At 72.5% G+C, this 18,903-nt stretch carries 19 protein-coding genes, 1 other RNA gene and 1 pseudogene; 8 read left to right on the top strand and 13 right to left on the bottom strand.

The window, feature by feature from the left end; genetic code table 11:
- Positions 1-40 precede the first annotated feature (40 nt).
- Positions 41-445, bottom strand: a complete 405-nt coding sequence (locus tag UWG_RS0116840; RefSeq protein WP_016908387.1) for an ATP-binding protein — start codon at positions 443-445, stop codon at positions 41-43.
- Between the two features lie 112 nt (positions 446-557).
- Between UWG_RS0116840 and UWG_RS0116835 the strand changes: the two genes are divergently transcribed.
- The 5 genes and pseudogenes from UWG_RS0116835 to UWG_RS0116820 all read left to right on the top strand — a co-directional run bounded on the left by UWG_RS0116835 (position 558) and on the right by UWG_RS0116820 (position 4,364).
- Positions 558-1,394, top strand: a complete 837-nt coding sequence (locus tag UWG_RS0116835) for a helix-turn-helix domain-containing protein (RefSeq protein ID WP_106429974.1) — start codon at positions 558-560, stop codon at positions 1,392-1,394.
- Positions 1,391-1,606, top strand: coding sequence for a DUF397 domain-containing protein (locus UWG_RS32220; protein WP_337459933.1), 216 nt, complete (start codon positions 1,391-1,393; stop codon positions 1,604-1,606). The genes UWG_RS0116835 and UWG_RS32220 overlap by 4 nt, the downstream gene beginning before the upstream one ends.
- A gap of 67 nt (positions 1,607-1,673) precedes the next feature.
- A pseudogene (locus UWG_RS30290) lies at positions 1,674-1,931 on the top strand (DUF397 domain-containing protein); the annotation flags it as partial.
- Between the two features lie 196 nt (positions 1,932-2,127).
- Positions 2,128-3,321 (top strand): hypothetical protein, encoded by a 1,194-nt coding sequence (locus UWG_RS0116825; RefSeq protein WP_016908384.1) that lies wholly within the window; start codon positions 2,128-2,130, stop codon positions 3,319-3,321.
- Positions 3,322-3,476: 155 nt separating this feature from the next.
- A complete protein-coding gene (locus UWG_RS0116820) occupies positions 3,477-4,364 on the top strand; it encodes a hypothetical protein (RefSeq protein ID WP_016908383.1) in 888 nt (295 codons plus the stop codon).
- Here UWG_RS0116820 and UWG_RS0116815 read toward each other — a convergent pair.
- The 3 genes from UWG_RS0116815 to UWG_RS0116805 form a co-directional block, all read right to left on the bottom strand.
- Positions 4,358-5,338 (bottom strand): aldo/keto reductase, encoded by a 981-nt coding sequence (locus tag UWG_RS0116815; RefSeq protein WP_016908382.1) that lies wholly within the window; start codon positions 5,336-5,338, stop codon positions 4,358-4,360. The genes UWG_RS0116820 and UWG_RS0116815 overlap by 7 nt on opposite strands.
- Before the next feature lie 55 nt (positions 5,339-5,393).
- A complete protein-coding gene (abc-f, locus tag UWG_RS0116810; protein WP_016908381.1) occupies positions 5,394-7,022 on the bottom strand; it encodes a ribosomal protection-like ABC-F family protein in 1,629 nt (542 codons plus the stop codon).
- A gap of 587 nt (positions 7,023-7,609) precedes the next feature.
- On the bottom strand, positions 7,610-7,903 hold the full coding sequence (locus UWG_RS0116805; protein WP_016908380.1) for a putative quinol monooxygenase: 294 nt from the start codon (positions 7,901-7,903) through the stop codon (positions 7,610-7,612).
- A gap of 393 nt (positions 7,904-8,296) precedes the next feature.
- Here UWG_RS0116805 and UWG_RS0116800 point away from each other — a divergent pair, with 393 nt between their 5' ends.
- The gene (locus UWG_RS0116800; RefSeq protein WP_016908379.1) at positions 8,297-9,145 is read left to right on the top strand and encodes an SAM-dependent methyltransferase; all 849 of its coding nucleotides are present in this window, start codon (positions 8,297-8,299) and stop codon (positions 9,143-9,145) included.
- 327 nt (positions 9,146-9,472) lie between these two features.
- On the opposite strand, the gene UWG_RS0116795 is transcribed toward UWG_RS0116800, so the two are convergent.
- A complete protein-coding gene (locus UWG_RS0116795; RefSeq protein WP_016908378.1) occupies positions 9,473-10,432 on the bottom strand; it encodes a LysR family transcriptional regulator in 960 nt (319 codons plus the stop codon).
- Positions 10,433-10,579: 147 nt separating this feature from the next.
- Between UWG_RS0116795 and UWG_RS0116790 the strand changes: the two genes are divergently transcribed.
- On the top strand, positions 10,580-11,911 hold the full coding sequence (locus UWG_RS0116790) for an MFS transporter (protein ID WP_016908377.1): 1,332 nt from the start codon (positions 10,580-10,582) through the stop codon (positions 11,909-11,911).
- Here the strand turns inward: UWG_RS0116790 and UWG_RS0116785 are convergent.
- The 7 genes from UWG_RS0116785 to ftsE form a co-directional block, all read right to left on the bottom strand.
- The gene (locus tag UWG_RS0116785; RefSeq protein ID WP_016908376.1) at positions 11,893-12,831 is read right to left on the bottom strand and encodes an oxygenase MpaB family protein; all 939 of its coding nucleotides are present in this window, start codon (positions 12,829-12,831) and stop codon (positions 11,893-11,895) included. The two genes, UWG_RS0116790 and UWG_RS0116785, sit on opposite strands and share 19 nt — an antisense overlap.
- 95 nt (positions 12,832-12,926) lie before the next feature.
- Entirely contained in the window at positions 12,927-13,610 is a 684-nt protein-coding gene (locus UWG_RS0116780) for a GOLPH3/VPS74 family protein (RefSeq protein ID WP_237720116.1), read from the bottom strand.
- 189 nt (positions 13,611-13,799) lie between these two features.
- Positions 13,800-14,188, bottom strand: a transfer-messenger RNA (tmRNA) gene (gene ssrA, locus UWG_RS32215).
- A 138-nt stretch (positions 14,189-14,326) separates the two neighbouring features.
- Positions 14,327-14,848: an SsrA-binding protein SmpB gene (gene smpB, locus UWG_RS0116775; protein ID WP_016908374.1), complete on the bottom strand. Its 522-nt coding sequence runs from the start codon at positions 14,846-14,848 to the stop codon at positions 14,327-14,329.
- Positions 14,849-14,866: 18 nt separating this feature from the next.
- A complete protein-coding gene (locus UWG_RS0116770; RefSeq protein WP_029391515.1) occupies positions 14,867-16,075 on the bottom strand; it encodes a S41 family peptidase in 1,209 nt (402 codons plus the stop codon).
- Between the two features lie 60 nt (positions 16,076-16,135).
- Positions 16,136-17,047, bottom strand: coding sequence for a permease-like cell division protein FtsX (gene ftsX / locus UWG_RS0116765; protein ID WP_016908372.1), 912 nt, complete (start codon positions 17,045-17,047; stop codon positions 16,136-16,138).
- Positions 17,048-17,121: 74 nt separating this feature from the next.
- Entirely contained in the window at positions 17,122-17,811 is a 690-nt protein-coding gene (gene ftsE, locus UWG_RS0116760) for a cell division ATP-binding protein FtsE (protein ID WP_016908371.1), read from the bottom strand.
- 397 nt (positions 17,812-18,208) lie between these two features.
- Between ftsE and UWG_RS0116755 the strand changes: the two genes are divergently transcribed.
- The gene (locus tag UWG_RS0116755; protein WP_029391514.1) at positions 18,209-18,403 is read left to right on the top strand and encodes a hypothetical protein; all 195 of its coding nucleotides are present in this window, start codon (positions 18,209-18,211) and stop codon (positions 18,401-18,403) included.
- A gap of 136 nt (positions 18,404-18,539) precedes the next feature.
- On the opposite strand, the gene UWG_RS0116750 is transcribed toward UWG_RS0116755, so the two are convergent.
- Positions 18,540-18,903: LPXTG cell wall anchor domain-containing protein (locus UWG_RS0116750; RefSeq protein WP_016908369.1), on the bottom strand; the 364-nt coding region annotated here is incomplete at its 5' end.

Below are 18,903 nucleotides of genomic sequence, written 5' to 3'. Positions count from 1 at the left end.
GTCGTCGAGCCGGTGGTGGCCGCCGTCTGAGCGACCGCGGTCAGCGCAGGGCCAGTTCGCACCAGACGACCTTGCCGGGGTCCCGCTCCCCCACGCCCCACCTGTCGGCCACCGCCTCGACGAGCAGCAGCCCGCGCCCCGACTCCTCCCCCGCCGCGGGACGCACCGCGCACGGCCGGCCGGGGCCGCTGTCGTGCACCTCGACGCGGAGGAGACCGTCGCGCTCCAGCCACGTCATGAGGCGGAATCCGCGCCCCGGCGGCACCCCGTGGAGCACCGCGTTGGTCGCCAACTCACTTACGCACAGCAACACTTCGGGCCTGCGCTCGGGCGCCTTCCAGGCGTCGAGCACCTCTCCCGCGAACGCCCTGGCGGCCGGCACGGAGCGCCGCTCCCTGCGGAAGAGCCGCTCGGCGAAGAACGGCAGCGGAATCTCACTGATCACGCCGTAACGGTCGCACCCCGTAGCTAAAGTACGGGGGTGGAGCAACCCGTACAGATTCGTTGTACGGGTCGGTTTCCGGTCGATCACCGGCCATCCCGGGGAGTACGGTCCCATGCATCCAGGAGCCCGGCGCACTGGCGCCCGCAAGAAGAACGCCTCCGCCATGCGGCTCATCGGCCGCCAAGTGGCCCTTTTCCGCCGAGCGGCCGGTTACACACAGGAATCCCTGTGCGAGGTCCTGTGCGTGGAGTACGACACCCTCGCGTCGATCGAACAGGGGAGGCGGCCGCTCAAGCCGGACCTCGCGGAGCAGTTGGACGAACTCCTCGACACGAAAGGGGCGTTGGCGGTCGCCGTGGAGAACCTTCCGGAGATGGACAAGTATCCGGTGTGGGCGGCGGAGTTCATCGATCGGGAGCGGGAGGCGGTGGCGATCGGGTCGTACGAGAACCAAGTGGTACCGGGGCTCTTGCAGACGGAGGAGTATGCGCGGGCGGTGTTCCGTAGCAAGGTGCCTGCTCTGCACGAGGACGACCGCGAAGACCAAGTAACCGCACGTATGGAACGTCAGGAGATCTTTCAGCGCAAGGAGCCGCCCACCGCCAGTTTCATCCTCTCCGAGGCGGTACTGCGGGACCGGCTAGGAGGGAGGAACGTCTACGTACAACAGCTCCGCACCCTTCGTACGCACTCCGAACGGCCAGGGATCACGGTCCAGTTCATGCCCTTCAAGCGCGAGACGCACGCGGGGCTCAATGGTCCGTTCGTGCTTTTGGAGACGACGGACCACGAGCACCTGGCGTACATGGAGACCCAACGGGGCAGCATTCTTGTCTCGGAGCCCAGCGAGGTAAGTGTGCTTGCCCAGAAGTATGCGATGCTGCGAACACAGGCCCTCAATCCAGAAGACAGCAGGAGCCTGCTGGACCGTCTGCTAGGAGAGTCATGAGGAACGCGCAGACCCGTCGCATGCCCGCGGAACTCGCTTGGTTCAAGTCCAGCCACAGCGGCGATGAGGGCGGTAACTGTGTCGAAGTCGCCACATGCCCCCATGCCATCCACGTGCGCGACTCCAAAATGCCCAACAGCCCCGTTCTCAGTCTCGCCCCGGCGACTTGGAGAAACCTCACCCACCACGTCAGCGCGGACACCAGAACCTGACTCCGACCGCAAACGCATCGAGCGAAGGCGCCCCGCCCTTCCACCCGGACAACCTGTGAGGAGAGGTATGAAGCCAGCACGGCTCCCACGGAGCTATGCACACCTCACCTGGTTCAAGTCCAGCCACAGCAGCGACGAGGGCGGTAACTGCCTCGAAGTCGCCTACCACTGGCGCAAGTCCAGCCACAGCGGAAGCGAGGGCGGGGACTGTCTCGAAGTCGCCGCCTGCCCCCACACCGTCCACGTCCGCGACTCCAAGAGCCCCGACGCCCCGGCGCTCGCTCTCGCTCCCACCACCTGGCACCGGTTCCTCACGCACGCCGCCCCGACCGCCGCACCTGAGCCACGTCTCCGCCGGGGACGGGACGCCGCCGCACAGCACCGGACGTACGGGCAATGCGGCCAGGACGGCGGCCCCAACTACGGTCGACCTGCCATGACTTGAACCCGGCGAGCCCCCGGAGCCCCACCGGGCGCAACGACCACCGCCCGCCCCGCCCACAACGCCGTCGGAGTGCGCCATGCACTACCGCCACCTGGCCACCCGCCTCTTCACCACCTGGGCACTGGTCGTCGCCTGCGCACGCCTCCCCGTCGCCATGGCGCCGCTCGCGCTCGTCTTCCTCGTGCGGGAGCGGCCGGGCGGGTACGCGGTCGGTGCCGGGCTCGCGGCTGCGTACGTCGTCGGGGAGGTGGTCGGGGCCGCGGTGCTCGGGGCGCGGCTGCTGCCGGAGCGGGCGCGCGGGCAGTTGGCGGCCGGACTCGCCGTCGGGGCCTGTGCGTTCGGGGCGATCGGGGTGCTGCCGGGGGCGCATCCGGTGCCTCTCGGAGCGCTCGCCGCGCTCGCGGGGGGCGCGCCCGCGGCGGCGGGAGGCGGGCTGCGGGCTCTGCTGGCCGCGCAGCTCCCGGACGGCCTCGTCGTCAAGGCGCTGAGCGTCGAGTCCGTCCTGACCTACACGCTCTGGTCGGTGGCGCCCGCTCTCGCGGGGGTGCTCGCGCTCGGGGTCGCGTCGCCCCTGCCGCTCCTGCTCTCCGGGGCGCTGATGGCCGCGGCGACGGCGGGCCTGTGGGCGCTGCCCGCCGGGTGGGCCGCGGAGGCGGGCGACCGGGGAGGCGCTTCGCTGGCGCGCATGCTGGTCGGGGCCTGGCCCGTCTACGTCGTCGGGGCCGCGTCGATGTCGCTGCTCGCCCTTGCCGAACTCGCCCTGCCCGCACTGCTGGAGCAGCGGGCGCTCGGCGTGGGCTGGGCGGGTCCGCTCCTCGCCGGGTTCTCGGTCGCCTCGGCGGTCGGTGCCGTGCTCTACGGCCTGCGCGGCGCGTGGCCCGGGCCGCTCCGTGTCCAGGGCCTGGTGCTGCTGGTCGGCGTCACCGGGTGCGTGACCGTCGTCGCGACGGCTGCGTCGCTGCCGTGGATCGCGGGCGCGTTGCTCGCCGCCGGACTCCTCCAGTCCGGCGTGCAGTTGACGCGGTCCCTCGCGCTGCGCGAGTCGCTGCCGCCCAGTGCGCACGCGGCGGCGTACTCGGTGATGTACGCGGCGACCGGTGTCGGCTACGCGGCCAGTGCCGCCGTGGTCGGCGTCGCGCAGCGCGCGGTCCCTCCGTCGACCGCCGTCCTTGCAGGCGTCGGACTCACCCTGCTGCTCGTCGCGACCGGCGCGGCGGGCGAACTCCGCACGCGGAGCGGCACAGTTGGGCCGCACTCGGCGAAAGAATGACGGGCGCCAACGCCGCCCGGAGCCCCCCGGCGCGCGTCTGCCACACTGGCGCCACCCCGCGGAACGAGCCGACGCCAACCGCGTAGAGCCCCCCGCCGAAGGGGACGTACCGGGGAGAGCCGTACATCGTTCGCGGAGGAGGGGGGCCACCACACATGGACGCCGCCGCACAGCCCCGTGTCCCGAGCTGCTCGCACCCCTCGGCGTCGCAGCGCCAAGACCGCGCGCTCCCGGACGAGTTGGCCCCGGCTCCCGACGGTCCGGAGACGGAGGCCGCCGCCCCCGGACCCGCCGAGGACACCCCCTACGCGATAGCCCTGCGCCTCAGCGGCAGGGACGAGGACCTCCACCCCATCAACGTCACGCCCTCCCAACTCGCCGCCGTCGCAGAGGCGGCACGCGAGACGGGCACGTCGCGCAAGCTGCTCCTCGCGACGCTGTGGCAGGAACAGCAGTGGTACCAGCACGTCGACGGCTCGCCCGACGGTCCCGCCTCGTTCGTCGGCCGCCGGCTCAACCGACTCTTCGCCGGAACCGTCAAGCCGGACAAGTCGCTCGGCATCACGCACCTCAAGCCGGAAACGGCCCGCCGCGTGCTGGAGCGCCACCCGCTCGCGTTCACGGCGGAGGACGGCTCCCCGCTGAGCGGTATGAGCGACGCCCGACTCGCCGAGTACATCGAGGAGAAGCCGAACGAGGCGATCAGGCTCAGCGCCCACCACCTCGCCGACCTCCGCGCGCGCAACCCGTACGGCGCGCGGACGGACAAGGGCCTCTTCCTGCTCTACGCCGCCGACACCCCGGACGTCCGGGAGCGCAACGAGCGGTACGGCGACGCGTCGGAGCACCGCGGCGGCGAGATCAGGGCGCGGGGCGAGAACTGGGACCGGATCTCGCCCGCGCTCGACGACGCGATGGCGTGGGAGGCGCTCGGTGAAGCCGAACGCCTCGCCGCCGTCGCGCAGTTGGCGGCGGAGGCGCCGTCCGTCGTTCCCCTCTTCGGCACGGCGGAGACCGGCTCGGAAGGCATCCGCCCTCAGTAGCGCTCGCCCGTCGGCGCGGGAAGGGCGTCGAGTGCGGCCAAGTCCTCGCCGGTGAGCCGGAGTTGTCCCGCCGCCGCGTTCTCGCGCAGCCGGGAGCGGCGCCGCGTGCCGGGGATCGGTACGACGTGCTCGCCCTGCGCCAGCGTCCAGGCGAGCGCCACCTGCCCGGCCGACGCACCGTGCCGCGCGGCCACCGCCTCGGCGCCCTCGACTATCGCGAGGTTGGCGGCGAGGTTGTCCTGCTGGAACCTCGGCATGCGGGTGCGGTAGTCGTCGTCGGCGAAGGCGGCGGCCCTGAACCGGCCCGTGAGGAAGCCGCGTCCGAGCGGCGAGAAGGGCACGAAGGCCGCCCCGTGCGCCTCGCACCACGGCAGCGAGGTGGCGAGGTGGTCCCGCGTCCAGAGCGACAGCTCCGACTGCACGGCCGCGACCGGGTGGACGGCCTGCGCCCGGTCGAGCTGCTCCACGCCGAACTCGGAGACGCCGAGCGCACGGACCTTGCCCGCCTCGACGGCCTCCGCCATGGCGCCGATCGACTCCTCGACGGGGACCTCCGGATCGGGGCGGTGCAGGTAGTAGAGGTCGATGCGGTCGGTACCGAGCCGCTTCAGCGACGCGTCGACCGCTCGGCGAAGGTGCTCGGGGCGGCCGTCGGGACGCACCGGGGTGGAACCCGACGTCTCGAAGTCGGCGACGAGGCCGCCCTTCGTCGCCAGCACCACCTCGTCCCTGCGGCCGGCGAGGGCGCGCCCCACCAACTCCTCGTTGGTGAACGGGCCGTAGACGTCACTGGTGTCGAGGAAGGTGACGCCGAGGCCGAGCGCTTCGGCGATCACCTCGGCCGGGTCCTCGGCGTCGGCGGAGGTGCCGTAGCCCCAGCTCATGCCCATGCAGCCGAGGCCGAGGGCACCGACCTCCGGCCCTTCGGGCCACAGGGTGCGCGTCGGGAGCGGGGCGTCGTGAAGGTCCTGCACTGTTCCTCCCGGGTGGGGTCGTCTGCCGTGCTGTTCGGGGAAACCGTTGCGGAGCCTAGGAGTTGGAGCGCTCTCGAAGGCAAGGGCCGTACTCGGCCGGCAGCCGCAGCTCCGTACCCTGCCAGCGCCGCCGGAGTCTGCGGTCGTGGCTGACGACGACGAGCGCGCCGCCGTACGTGTCGAGCGCCGCCTCCAACTCTTCCACGAGCGCGGGTGAGAGGTGGTTGGTCGGCTCGTCGAGGAGGAGCAGCTCGGCGGGTTCGTTGAGGAGGCGAGCGAGGGCGAGCCGCTGGCGCTGGCCCGTGGAGAGTTCGCCGACCCTCGCCTCCAGCGCCTCGGGTGCGAACAGGCCCGATCTCAGGAGGCTTTGGCGGTGTTCTTCCGAGCGGCCGCGGTGTCCGTGTGCGAACGCCTCCAGCACCGTCCGTTCCGGCGCCCCGACGGCTGGTTCCTGCGGCAGGTGTCCGACTCGTCCGCGGCGGCGCAACGTGCCTCCGTCCGGGCGGAGTTCGCCTGCCAGGACGGCGAGGAGGGTGCTCTTGCCCGCGCCGTTCGGGCCCGTGACGAGGAGCCGCTCGCCCGAACGGAGCGCGAGGTCCGTCGGCGTGAGACGGTCGGCCACCGCCACCCCGTCGGCCGCGAGGACGGGCCCTTTCAGCCGCCGCGAGGCCAACTCGGCACGGAAGCACAGCGGTTGGGGAGGTTCGGGGACCGGGTCCGCGAGAAGTCTGCGGAGGCGCTCCTCCGCGTTCCGCACCCGACTGGCGAGCGACTGCTGGACGCGTCCGCCCGCGCGGTCGTAGGCCATCTTGTTGGCGTCGCTCGGGCCGCGCCCGTACGCCACCCGCCGCGCCGTGGTCGCCGCGGCCTCGCGCTGGGCGCGTACCTCGGTGCGCCACCGCTCGTACGCCTGCTCCCAACGGCGCCTCGCCGCCGCCTTGTCGGCGAGGTAGCCGGCGTAGCCGTTGCCGTGGCGGAGGACGGTGCGTCGATCGGCGTCGACCTCCAGCAGGGTGTGTGCGGCGCGTTCGAGGAAGGTGCGGTCGTGCGAGACGGCGACGGTCGTGCCGGGGCGCGTGCGCAGGTGGTCCTCGAGCCAGGTGAGCGCCGCGTCGTCGAGGTGGTTGGTCGGCTCGTCGAGGAGGAGGACCTCGGGCGAGGCCGCGAGGAGGGCCGCGAGGCGCAGCCGCACCTGCTCGCCGCCGGAGAGCTCGCCCGCGCGGCGGTCGCGGGGCAGCCGCGCCAACCCGAGGCCGTGGAGGGTGCGTTCGACGCGTGCCTCCGCGTCGTAGCCGCCGCGCACCTCGAAGACGGTGAGGAGTTCGCCGTACTCGGTGAGCACCTGCTCCGCACCGTCGGCCATCAGCGCCTCCAGCTCCCGCATCCGGCGCTCGACGGCGCGGAGTTCGCGCAGCGCCTCGGCGAGGACCTCCGCGACGGTGGCGTGCGGCGGCAACTCCCCTTCCTGGGGCAGGTATCCGACGCCGCCCTCCGCCTCGACGCGGACCTCGCCCGCGTCCGGCCGCTCGACTCCGGCGAAGAGACGCAGCAGCGTGCTCTTCCCCGAGCCGTTCTCCCCGACGACGCCGGTGCAGCCGGCGGCGACCGAGCAGGAGACGTCGTCGAGGACGGTCCTACCCGGGTAGCTCTTGGTGGCGCCGAGCGCCGTGATCTGTGTGGGCATGCAGAAACTCCGAAGCATCCGTCCGCGGTGCGGCCATAGGGGGCCGCCGGGCCGTGGGAACACTCCGGTCGAGCATCTGCTGCCTCGCACGATCGACTACAGGAACGCGAGCACCCTGGCACGGGGCGGGGGCGCCCGCAACGCAATTTCGCCCGGGCGGCGAGCCGCCCGGGCGGCAGGGGCGCGCCTCGCTGCTCCGCTCGCCGGCGGCATCAGGAGGTGGGGGGCGACTTGAGCCGCGGGGATCGCCGCCGGCCGAACGGTGGCCGCCACGACCCGACTCGTCGGCACGGCAAAGGCGTACAGAGGCCACGGAAGCCCGTCCCGGCCGGGAGCAGGCGGCAACAGCCGACACCTGAGGTCGCCCCGCGCCGAATCCGGTGGCGACGTTCGCGGTGTCGGCAAGCCCATCGTTCGCGGAGCCGCGTCTCCGGCTCCACTCGTCGGCGACCGGAGCTACCACGCGGACGCATCGACTCACGACAGGGCCGCGCGACGCCCTGCTGCGCCACGCGCCGTAAGACCACGTGAGGCGCGCCCCGGCACAACGGAAGCTGCACCGGGGCCAGTTGCCATGCGGACGACGCTCACTGCCCCCGCGGCAGGCACCGCACCACCTCGCGGCTCTCCAGCAGCGGGATGACGCGTCCCGCGACGACGTCGCGGAAGTGCTCGCTCGCCCAGTGGGCGGCGAGGTCGGCCTCCGTCCGGTACTCCTCGTAGAGGAGGACGGTGCGGGGGTCCTCCGCACCCTGGTGGACACGGTAGGCGAGGTTGCCGGGTTCGGTGCGGGTGGCGGCGGCGGCCCGATCGAGGAGTTCCAGCACCTCCTGTTCCCTGCTCTCCAGGGTGCGGTACCTGGCGACGACTACGCAGCTCACTCCGGACCCACTTCCTCACGCGCACTGGTACGGCTGCCGGGCACGCGGCCCGGCGGCCGTCGTACGCCGATCATGGCACCCGCGGGCGCCGGGCCGCCCGGCGCCGTCCAGGTGCCCGGCGCGGCGGCGGCCGGACGTGTGCGTACGAGTGCGGGTCACGGTGCCGGCGGCGAGAACGACGGGCTTCCGGCGCGCAGTTGTGCGCCGGGCGCGCCTCCTGGGCGTCAACGTCGCGCGGATGGCGCCGGGTTGACGCCGACGGGCCGCGGGCTGGGGACCTTCCGTGCCGGAGGGTCTCTTTCCCGCGATTGCCGGGTGCAGCGGGCGGCTGGGCGCGTAGAGTCGGCCGCGCTGCTCAACGATCAGAGGTTTCAGGAGTCTTCGGAGGACACGATGGCCACCAACGGCGGCGACGAGGACCGGCTCGGCGTCAAGCGAGCCCATCCCGCTCGTCTCTACGACTTCTACCTCGGCGGCAAGACCAACTACCCCGCCGACCGGGAGACCGCCGCCGAGGTCCTCGGCGCCAACCCGAACGCGATGGTCGCCGCCCGCGAGAACCGCGCCTTCATGCACCGCGCCGTCCGGTACGTCGTCGAGCAGCACGGCATCCGGCAGTTCGTCGACATAGGCACCGGCATCCCCACCGAGCCCAACCTCCACCAGGTCGCGCAGCGGTTCGCGCCGGACGCCCGCGTCGTCTACACCGACAACGACCCCATCGTCCTCACCTACGCGCGCGCCCTCCTCACCGGCACCCGCGAGGGCCGCACCGACTACATCGACGCCGACGTGCGCGAGCCGGAGCGCATCCTCGAACAGGCCGACAAGACACTGGACTTGAGCCGCCCGGCCTGCCTCTCCGTCGTCGCGCTCTTCCACTTCGTCGGCGACGACGCCGACCCGCACGGCCTCACCCAGCGCCTCCTCGACGCCATGGCGCCGGGAAGCGCACTGATCCTCTCGCACGCCACCGAGGACTTCGACCCCGAGGGCGCCACCACGGGCACGATGCGCGAGCTCGGCCGCGTCTACCGCTCGCGCGGGATGACGCTCGCACTCCGGGACAAGGCCACAACGGAACGGTTCTTCCATCAGGCAGGGACCGAGATAGCCGACCCGGGGCTCGCCCCGAGTCACGAGTGGCGCACCGAGTTGGAGATCGACCAGAAGCCGCGGCTCGTCGGGATGGTGGACGCGTCGGAGGTCGGCGTCTGGGCCGGTGTGGGCATCAAGTCCTGAGCTTTTCCGCTGAGTTGGGTCGGTAGGAGCCACCGCGGCAGCCGCGGGGAGCAGCAGGCTCCTCGCGTGCCGGGGCCGACACCCGCCGCGGCCACTTGGAGACGCGAACCCCCTGCGAGGCTGAGCGTACGGGCACGCCCGGCACGGACGCGCCGACCCCGCGGCATGGGCGGCAAATCGGAGAACGGCGCCCGGGCCGCCGTGGGAAGGACGCCGTAATCCTTCGCCCCCGCCACTTCGGAAGTCCCGGTGGAACAACGCAGCGCAGGACAGGCACAGCGTCAGGCGCGCCCACCCGGCACCGTCGCACAAGCCGGTCCCCCACGCTCAACTCCCGCCGATCACCCGCGCATCCGCCTCCGGCACCCACCCCCCGAAGGACCGCACCCGCCACCCGTCCCGCTCCCCCAGCGCACGGGCCGCCTCCAGCAGAGCACCCAGCCCGGGATGCCCCCGCCGCCGGTACACCAACGAGACGGGCGAGAGCGCGCACGGCTCCACCAGGGGCCGCAGCACCATGCCGGGCACGCCCACGAACACCTCGCTCGCCAGCACCGACCACCGCCGCTTGCGCACGAGCCGGGCGAACTCGGCCTCGCCCTCGATCTTCGGGAACGGCGGCAGCAGACCCACCCCCGTGCCGGCGAGGAGGGCCTCCGCGTAGTCGGTCCACTCCGCCGTCTCCGGGTTGCCCGCGCCCGCGTACAGCTCGGACCCGCGCAGCGACCGCAGCGGCACCTCCGGCAGTCGGGCCCGCGGGTCGTCCTCGGGGAGCAGCACGCAGACGCGTTCGTGGCGGACCAGGACGTGCCCGAGTCCGGCGCGGGACGCGCGGTCCAGCCCCGCGAACCGGCCGAAGGAGGCGTCGAGGCGACCGTCCGCCATCTCGGCGGCGGCGCGCGCCAGCCCGCTGTGGTACCTCGCGACGAACTCCACGCCGGGCGCCGACTCCCGCGCCGCGTCGAGCACCTGCTGGCCGGTCGAGACGGGCGCGGCCACGTCGACCACGTACGGACGCTCGTCGGGAACGAACGCCTCCGCCAACTCCCGCTGCGCCTCGACGACTCGACGTGCCAGCGGCAGCAACCGCGCCCCCGCGGCGGTCAACTCCACGCGCCGCGTGGTCCGATGGAAGACCGCAGCGCCCAACCGGCGCTCCAGCAGCGCGATGTCCCGGCTCAACGCCTGCTGCGCCACGGGGATACGAGCCGCGGCACGGGTGAAGTGCAGCTCTTCGGCGACGGCGAGGAAGCAGCGGAGCACCCGCGGCGGCAGGTCGGCAGGCATCCGCAGAGGCTAACAACACAACCCGGTCAATCACCCCGCAACAGGTGTTGGACGCCGCACCCAGCCGCCGTGGACCGTGCACGTATGCCCTTCCACGCCCCGGGCCCCCGCTACCGACGGGCCCAACCCCCGCCTGTCCGCGGCCACTTGCCCTGGCTGAGCGGTCACACCCTCCTCATCGCCCAGCCGCACCGCCGAGCCTCCCGCCGCACCGGCCCCTACGCGCGCCTCTTCACCGTCCGGGGGACGGTCGCCTTCACCCTCGGCAACCTGCTCGCCCGTCTGCCCATGGGGATGTTCAGCGTCAGCGCCGTCCTGATGATCGCCGAGCGGCGCGGCTCCTACGCGCTCGCCGGAGCGGTGGTCGCGGCCGGACTCGCCGCGACGGCGCTCGTCGCCCCGCTCGTCGCGCGCCTCGTGGACCGGCACGGGCAGTCCCGCGTGGCCCTGCCCGCGACGCTCCTCGCCGCCTGCGGCTCCCTCGCGCTCGTCGTCTCGCTGCGCCGCGGCGCCCCCGACTGGACGCTCTTCGCCTGCTACGCGGCGACGGCCACCACCCCCAACACCGGTGGGATGTCGCGCGCCCGCTGGGCCCACCTCCACCGGCACGACGCCTCGGCCCGCCACTCCGCCAACTCCCTGGAACAGGCGCTCGACGAGGGCTGCTTCACCGCGGGTCCCGTCCTCGCCGCGCTGCTCTGCACCGGGCTCTTCCCCGAGGCCGGCACCGTCGCCGGCGTCGTCCTCCTGGTCGTGGGCATGGTGCTCTTCACAGCGCAGCGGAGCACTGAACCGCCGGTGGCGCGCTCCCGATCGCCGCGTGCGGCAAGCCCGTTGCGCCTCCCCGGCATGCCGTCGCTGCTGCTCGTCTTCCTCGCCGCCGGTGCCGTCTTCGGCTCACTCGAAGTAGTGACGCTCGCCTTCGCCGACGCGCAGGGGCACCCGGCGGCGGGCGGCGCCGTCCTCGCCCTCCAGGCGGCCGGCTCCGCACTCGCGGGCCTCGCGTTCGGCGCCCGCGACCGGCCGGGCACCGCCGCCGCACGGTTCCTCCCCTGCACGGCCGCGATGGCGACGCTGCTGGCGCTGCCGCTCGTCACCGCGGCGGCGGGCGGCGGCCTCGTCCTCCTCGGCGCCTCCCTCCTCGTCGCCGGCATGGCGACGGCGCCGACGATGGTCACGGGCATGACGCTCCTCCAGGAGCGCACCCCTGCGGCACACCTCAACGAGGGCATGACGCTCGCCGTCACCGCGCTCATGGGCGGCATCGCGGCAGGCTCCGCGGCAGGCGGCCAGGCCGCCGAACGCGCGGCCGGCGGCCACACGTACGCCGTGCCCTGGTGCGCGGCGCTCCTCGCCGCCGCCCTGGCATGGCGGCTGCGAGCACGCTCCGAGGCATGGCGGCTGCGCGCACGCTCCGAGCCGCCGACGGGCCTACCGGAACGGTCAGTTCGGGGCGCCGCTCACACCGGCGGCGAGTAGTGCGTGGGCGAATCCCGCTCGGCCGGCGGCGGAAGGTTGCGCCGCGGAGTCTCCACGGCGGGCGCCCCGGGAGCGCGCCGCCCAGCCGCGCGCTCCCAACCGGCGCGTGCGCGCGGGTGGTACCGCCGGGACGGCGGCACCAGACGCCAACCGAGACGCACGAGACGCCCGAACCTGCGCAGCCGCACCTCGTCGCGGACCGTCCAGGCATATCCGAGCCGTTTCCGCACCGCCGGCGGAAAGAGGCCGACGGTGCACCAGAGCATCGGCCGCGCGACGGCCGGACGCAGCAGCCGCCACACCGCGTCGGGAAGCAACCGCAGCGCCGGCGGCTTGGCGAGTTCACCGAGGTCGAGGACGTCCCTCGTCGCGCGGTTGTCCTCCAGGACGTCGGCGGCCATCCGGTCCCAGTAGGCGCAGAACTCTTCCCAGGTACGCGGCACGGGGCGCGTGGTCATGCCGTACATCCGCCACCACTGCACGTGCTCGTCGAAGAGTTGCCGCCGCTCGGCCTGCGTCAGCCCGGGGCCGAAGCGGTCGGCGACGAGGAGGGTGAGGACGAAGAAGGTGGCGTGCGCCCAGTAGAAGACCTCGGGATCGAGCGCGTGGTACGGGCGCCCCTGCGCGTCGGTTCCGCGGACGGTGCGGTGGTAGCCGCGTACCCGGCGGGCCGTCTCGGCGGCACGCGGTCCGTCGTAGACGACGCCGCCGATCGGATAGAGCGAGCGGAAGAGCCGCTGCCAGCGCTCCTCGAAGAAGCGCGAGTGCTCCGCGACGCCCGCGCCGAGCTGCGGGTGCATGTTCTGCATGGCTCCGGCCCAGGGAGCGAGGAGCACCCCGCGCCAGTCGCCGAAGTACTTCCAGGTGAGCGAGTCGGGTCCGAGCGGCTCGGGCGCCGGGTCCTCCGGGGCGTGCGGCATTCCGGGCTCCCTTCCGCGCCGCGGAGCGCCGGGGCCGCGCCGCTTACCGAAGGGTAGGCGGCGTGCGCCCGGAGTCAGCGACCCGAACCGGCCACTCAACCCACCATGTCGCTCCCGGCCTTGAAGAGACGGTTCCAGGGCGCGAGCCGCTCGCCCGTCTCGTCGAACCGGTCGAGCAGCGCCGTCTTCAGCGCTTCGGGTGTCTCGCCCGAGTGCCCGGCCAACTCGTTCAACCGCTTCCGGTTGCGCCGCCGTTGACGCACGGTGAAGACCCCGGGCACCCGCCCGACCGCCGCCATGACGGAGAGCGCGGCCTGCTGCCGGGGCACCTGGAGAGCGGGCCGCGAGTGGTCGAGGAGCGGGAGGGACGCCTCCGAGCGCAGCTCGTCCACCATGCCGGGCTTCAGCACCGAGACCCGGTCGCTGAGCCAGTCGCGCCGCTCCACCTCGATCACGCCCGCGGCCTCCAACTGCCGCTCCACGGCTTGGAGCGTGCGCGTACGGTCACGCTGGATGAGCTTCTCCCACTTCCGCGGACGCATGGAGACGAGCTCCCGCAGCACCCAGTCGAGCATCGGGTCCCCGGTGCGTACGTCCCCGACCGGGGCGGCCCGCCCGTCCTGGTCCTCCAGGCAGCCGCGGTGCTGGAGCTCGGTGAGGATGCCGGCGCGCAGGACGTAGCCCAGCACGTTGACGCTCCGCAGTCTGCGGCGCTTCGTGTCGCAGGCGAGGAGGTACAGCTTCGCTGGCAGGCAGTCGGGCGCGGGCTTGGCATGCATGGCCTCCATCACAGCACGCCGTCCGGAGCGAGCGCGCCGGTCGTCCGGCAACCGTTACGCGCCCGGCACAGAGCGGCGGGGTCAACCTCGGGAGGCCGTAGGGAAGTTGACCGCCGCGCCGCAGCCGCCCCGACACGCGGCAGGGCCCCCGTCCGCCGTAGCGGAACGGGGGCCCTGCCCACATGGGATCGGTGGAGATGGCGGGAATCGAACCCGCGTCCAACGGAGCGGAAGGAGGGCTTCTCCGAGCGCAGTCCGCGTAACCCCTGCTTGCACAGGGAGCTTTTCTCAGCCCTGGAGCTCTTGCGGACGAGTCTCCGTGGGCTCAGTCACTGTGTGGTGTCCCGGTAGGCCCCGTGACCGGGCCTACGCGGTGAGTTCCCTAGCTGATGCCAGGAACCGGGTCGGGAACGCACCCGGGCTGACACTTCACACTCGCTGCTTAGGCAGCGAGGGCGAAGGAATCGCGCTTTTGGTTGGCGATTATTTTTTTGCGGCACATGGTTAACGAGATCATTGCCGCGTTCCTCGGCTCGCTTCCCCTGCTTCGACATCCGCTGTCGAAACCGATCATCCCCATGTTGAGTTGAGAAACTCCGCGCCCTCTCGGACGCTGCGTCGCCCATCATAAGCGACGGTGCGGCGCCGGGGCCAACGCTCAGCCGTCGGCCCGCATCCCGTTCAACGCATCCGGGCCCCCTCGCATTCCCGCCGCGTCACAGCGCGGCGGCCCGCTGCCTGCGCCGTGCCGCCGAGATCGCGCGGTCCGCGTCCCTGCGGTCCTGCTTCTCGCGGAGCGCCTGCCGCTTGTCGTACTCCTTCTTGCCCTTGGCCAGGGCGATCTCGACCTTCGCCCGTCCCTTGCGGAAGTAGAGCTGGAGCGGCACGAGCGTGTACCCCGTCTCCTGGAGCTTCCCCACGAGCTTGTCGATCTCCGCTCGATGGAGGAGCAGCTTCCGCTTTCGTCGCGCTGCGTGGTTGGTCCATGTGCCCTGGGTGTACTCGGGGATGTGCACGTTGTGGAGCCAGACCTCGCCGCGGTCGATCTGGGCGAAGCCGTCCACCAGCGAGGCACGCCCCTCACGCAGGGACTTGACCTCGGTGCCCGTGAGCACGAGGCCGCACTCGTAGGTGTCGAGGATGTTGTAGTCGTGCCGCGCCTTCTTGTTCTGCGCGACGAGCTTGCGCTCCGGGGCCGTGTCCTTGGCCTGCTTCTTCTTGCTCGCCTTCTTCGCCATAGCCCCGCCATTGTTCCACTACGCCCCCGTACCGAGGCCACCCAATACTCTGCGTGCACGCTCGACGGCCCCCGCCTCCACGGGAAGGTCGGGCACGATCCCCGTACCCTCCACCCGGTGCCCGCCCGGTGTCGTGTAATGACCGACCGTGAGCTCGGCAACGGAGCCGTCGGGGAGCTGCCGCGGAATCTGGACCGCCCCCTTGCCGAAGGTGCGCCCGCCGACGATCACCGCGCGGCCGCGGTCCTGGAGCGCCCCGGCGAGCAACTCGCCCGCGCTCATCGTCCCGCCGTCGACGAGCACCGCGACCGGACGCCGGCCGTCCCCGCCGTGCTCCGCGTAGAGCGCCCGCTGGCCGTCCCCCGCGTCGTACGTCGCGACGAGGCCGCCGTCGAGGAAGGCGCCGGCCGCGTCGACGGCCTCCTCCACGAGACCGCCCGAGTTGCCGCGCAGGTCGAGGAGGACGCCGGCGCCCGCGGGCTGCGCGGCGACCGCCTCGCGCACCTCCTCGCCGGCACCGCGGGTGAAGGCGGCGACGCGGACGCGGGCCGTCCCGTCGTCGAGCCGGTCGACCGTCACTGTTCGCGTGCTCAGCCGTGTGCGCTCCAACGCGGCCCGCCATCTGCGCCCGTCGCGCTCCAGCAGCACGCCCACCTCGCTCCCGGGCGCCGCCGCGGCACGGCCCTCGCCGCCCGAGCCGCGCAGGAGCGCGACCACGTCGGTGACGGGGACGCCCCGCACCGCCGAGCCGTCCACGGTGAGGAGCCTGTCCCCCTCCCGCACGCCGGCCTCGGCCGCCGGACTCCCCCGCTTCACACCGGCGACCCGGGACCCGGCGGCCGACTCCCGCCCGTGCTCCCGGGCCACGGAGAGGCCGACGCCGATGTAGGTGCCGTCGAGGGCCTGTTGGACGCCCTCGTACTCGCGGGCCGTGTACGCGGTCGCCCAGCGGTCGCCGCTGCGGCTGACGAGCTCCTCCGCGTCGTCGGCGAGTTGGCCGCGCCCCCGGTGGGCCGAGGCCGCGGCGTCCTCGGCGCGGTCGGCGGCGCCGAGTGCCGCGTCGGGGCGCAACTCGGCGCCGGCGCCGGACCGGTGGAGCGGCCCGCCGTCCCAGGAACCCGTCGCCGCGCCGGCGGTGAGCGCACCGGCGAAGACCAACGTCAGCGCAACGCCACGGGCGCCGACGAGCACCGGACGCCGCTGAGCGGACCACCACGATCCCGACATGGTGCGGAGTCTAGGACAGCGCCCCCCGGGGCAGCGCGGGTCGGGCACGCCGGAGGGCGGTCAGACGCGCAGGTACTTGCGCAGGGTGAAGAAGGCGGCGACCGCCGGCATCAGCACACCGACCGCCACCACGAAGGGCAACACCTTGATCACCGCGTCCCAGCCGATGAAGTTGATCAGCACGATCTTCTCGGCGAGCCAACTGTCGATGAGGAAGTACTTGGCGCCCAGCAGCAGTACGCAGGCGAGCCCCGCGCCGATCAGCCCCGCGATGGCGGCCTCCAGGATGAACGGCATCTGGATGTAGAAGCTGGAGGCACCGACGAGTCTCATGATCCCCGTCTCGCGCCTGCGGCTGAACGCCGACACCCGCACGGTGTTGACGATCAGCAGCAGCGCAACGACGAGCATCAGCGCCATGACGCAGAGCGCGGCGATGTTCATGCCGTTGAGGAGGTTGAAGAGGTTCTCCAGGAGACTTCGCTGGTCCTGTACCTCCTGCACGCCCTCTCTTCCGGAGAACGCCGTCTGCAGGACCTGGTACTTGGTCGGGTCGTTGAGCTTGACCCGGTAGGACTCCTGCATCTGGTCGGGCGTGAGGGAGTCGGCGAGGGGCGAGTCCTTGAACTGCTTTTTGTAGTGCTTGTAGGCGGCGTCGGACGACTCGTAGTAGACCTTGTCCACCACGTTCATCTCGTCGAGCTCGTTCTTGATCTTCTTCTTCTGCGGCTCGGTGACGGCGCCCTTGGCGCAGTTCGGGTCGGAGGAGGCGTCGTTCTTGTTGCAGAGGTAGATCGAGACCTGGACCTTGTCGTACCAGTACCCCTTCATGGTGTTCACCTGCTCGCGGGCGAGCAGCGAACCGCCCGCGAGCGCGAGCGAGAGGGCCACCGAGACGATCACCGCAAAGGTCATCGTGAGATTGCGGCGGAGACCGACGCCGATCTCCGACAGTACGAACTGGGCGCGCATGGCGTCCTTTCAGACAGGTGGTGCGGCTGGAGCGGAGGGGCGCTTGCGCCCGGCTGGCACGGCGCGGTGGGCGCTCAGTGCTGGTAGCCGTAGACGCCGCGCGTCTGGTCGCGTACGAGCCGTCCCATCTCCAGCTCGACCACGCGCTTGCGCATCTGGTCGACGATCTGCTGGTCGTGCGTGGCCATGACGACCGTGGTACCGGTGCGGTTGATGCGGTCGAGCAGCTTCATGATGCCGACGGAGGTCTGCGGGTCGAGGTTGCCCGTCGGCTCGTCCGCGATGAGCAGCATCGGCCGGTTGGCGAAGGCGCGCGCGATGGCGACGCGCTGCTGCTCACCGCCGGAGAGTTCGCCCGGCATCCGGTCGCCCTTGCCCCCGAGGCCGACCAGGTCGAGCACCTCCGGCACCGTCTTGCGGATCTGCCCGCGCGACTTGCCGATGACCTCCAGCGCGAACGCGACGTTCTCGCCGACGGTCTTGTTGGTCAGCAGCCTGAAGTCCTGGAAGACGGTGCCGAGTTGACGCCGCATCTGCGGCACCTTCCAGTTGGAGAGCCGCGCGAGGTCCTTGCCGAGCACGTGCACCCGGCCCTGACTGGCGCGCTCCTCCCGCAGTATCAGCCTCAGGAACGTCGACTTGCCGGAACCTGAGGAGCCCACCAGAAAGACGAACTCGCCGCGCACGATCTCCAACGACACCTCGCGGAGGGCGGGACGGTTCTGCTTCGGGTAGGACTTGGAGACGCTGTCGAATCGGATCACGGATACACCACGTCGACCTGGGTAGGGGCAGCGGAAGCCGCGGTGCGGCTCCCCGTCGGTGTGGCGACCATACGCGAACCCCCGAGTGCCTTGCAGTCGGGACGGTGTGTTGGTGGGTTTCTTCACGGAGCCAAGGGCACAAAACGGCAGCCCTCGCAGCAGACCGGGAGCACCCCGGAACGCCCCCGCACGCACGGCTGTTGACCACGGATCGAGCCCGCGGTAAATGCGCTCGGCTCGGCAGCCGCGCGGTGCGGGTGGCAGAGTGGGAAGAAGAACCCCCGCTGCCACCGGGGCCGCCGCGCTCGCGGAACCGGTGGGCCGTGTCACACGTCTGCGGGGACAGGCGCCGCCGGAGGCCGTCGCCCCGGGAGCGCCGCTCGGAGAGGAGTACGGCATGACGTGCGACCGACTGGTGTGTGCCAACTGCGCGGGCCCGGTCAGCGAGGGACGCTGCCACGTCTGCCGTGCCCACCGCGAGCGCCTCCACCGGGACAACCCGCTCGCGGCGCTCTCCCCCGCCGCCCTTCTCGGGCTCCTCGCGGCCCTCGTCGCCGTCGCGCTCGTCGCACAGCGGGTGGCCACGGCCTGATCGGGACGCTCCTCGGTGGTGTGCGTCCGGCCGGTGCCGGCCCGACCGCACCGCCCCACGACAGACGCAGGGCCGGGGAACACGTCCCCGGCCCTGCGGTGCGCCGGCGGGCAAGTGCCCGTCAGGCGCGGGTCGTTCAGGCTGCCGCGCCGCCGTTGCGGCCGAGGAGCCGCGGCAGGAAGCGGAAGCCGACGCCGCCGGCGATCATCGTCGCCGCACCGACGAGGAGGAAGGTGGTCTCGGCCGCACCGGTGTCGGCGAGCTCCTCCTGGGGCTTCTCGGGCTTGGAGTCCTGCACCGGCTGGCTGCCGGCGCTGTCCGGGTTGGTGCCGCCGCAGTCGACGCTGGCGTCGCCGAGCTCGCAGGTGTCGTCGCCGCCACCGCCGGAGCCGCCGATCGTCGCCGGCTCCTCGCCGCCGCCACCGTTGCCGCCGCTGTTGCCGCCACCGTTGCCGGAGCCGCCGTTGCCGCCGCCGTTCTCGCCGGGGTCGCCATTCTCG

Source organism: Streptomyces xiaopingdaonensis, from assembly GCF_000262345.1.
GTDB lineage: Bacteria > Actinomycetota > Actinomycetes > Streptomycetales > Streptomycetaceae > Streptomyces > Streptomyces xiaopingdaonensis.
This window is presented reverse-complemented; position numbering and strand designations above follow the sequence as displayed.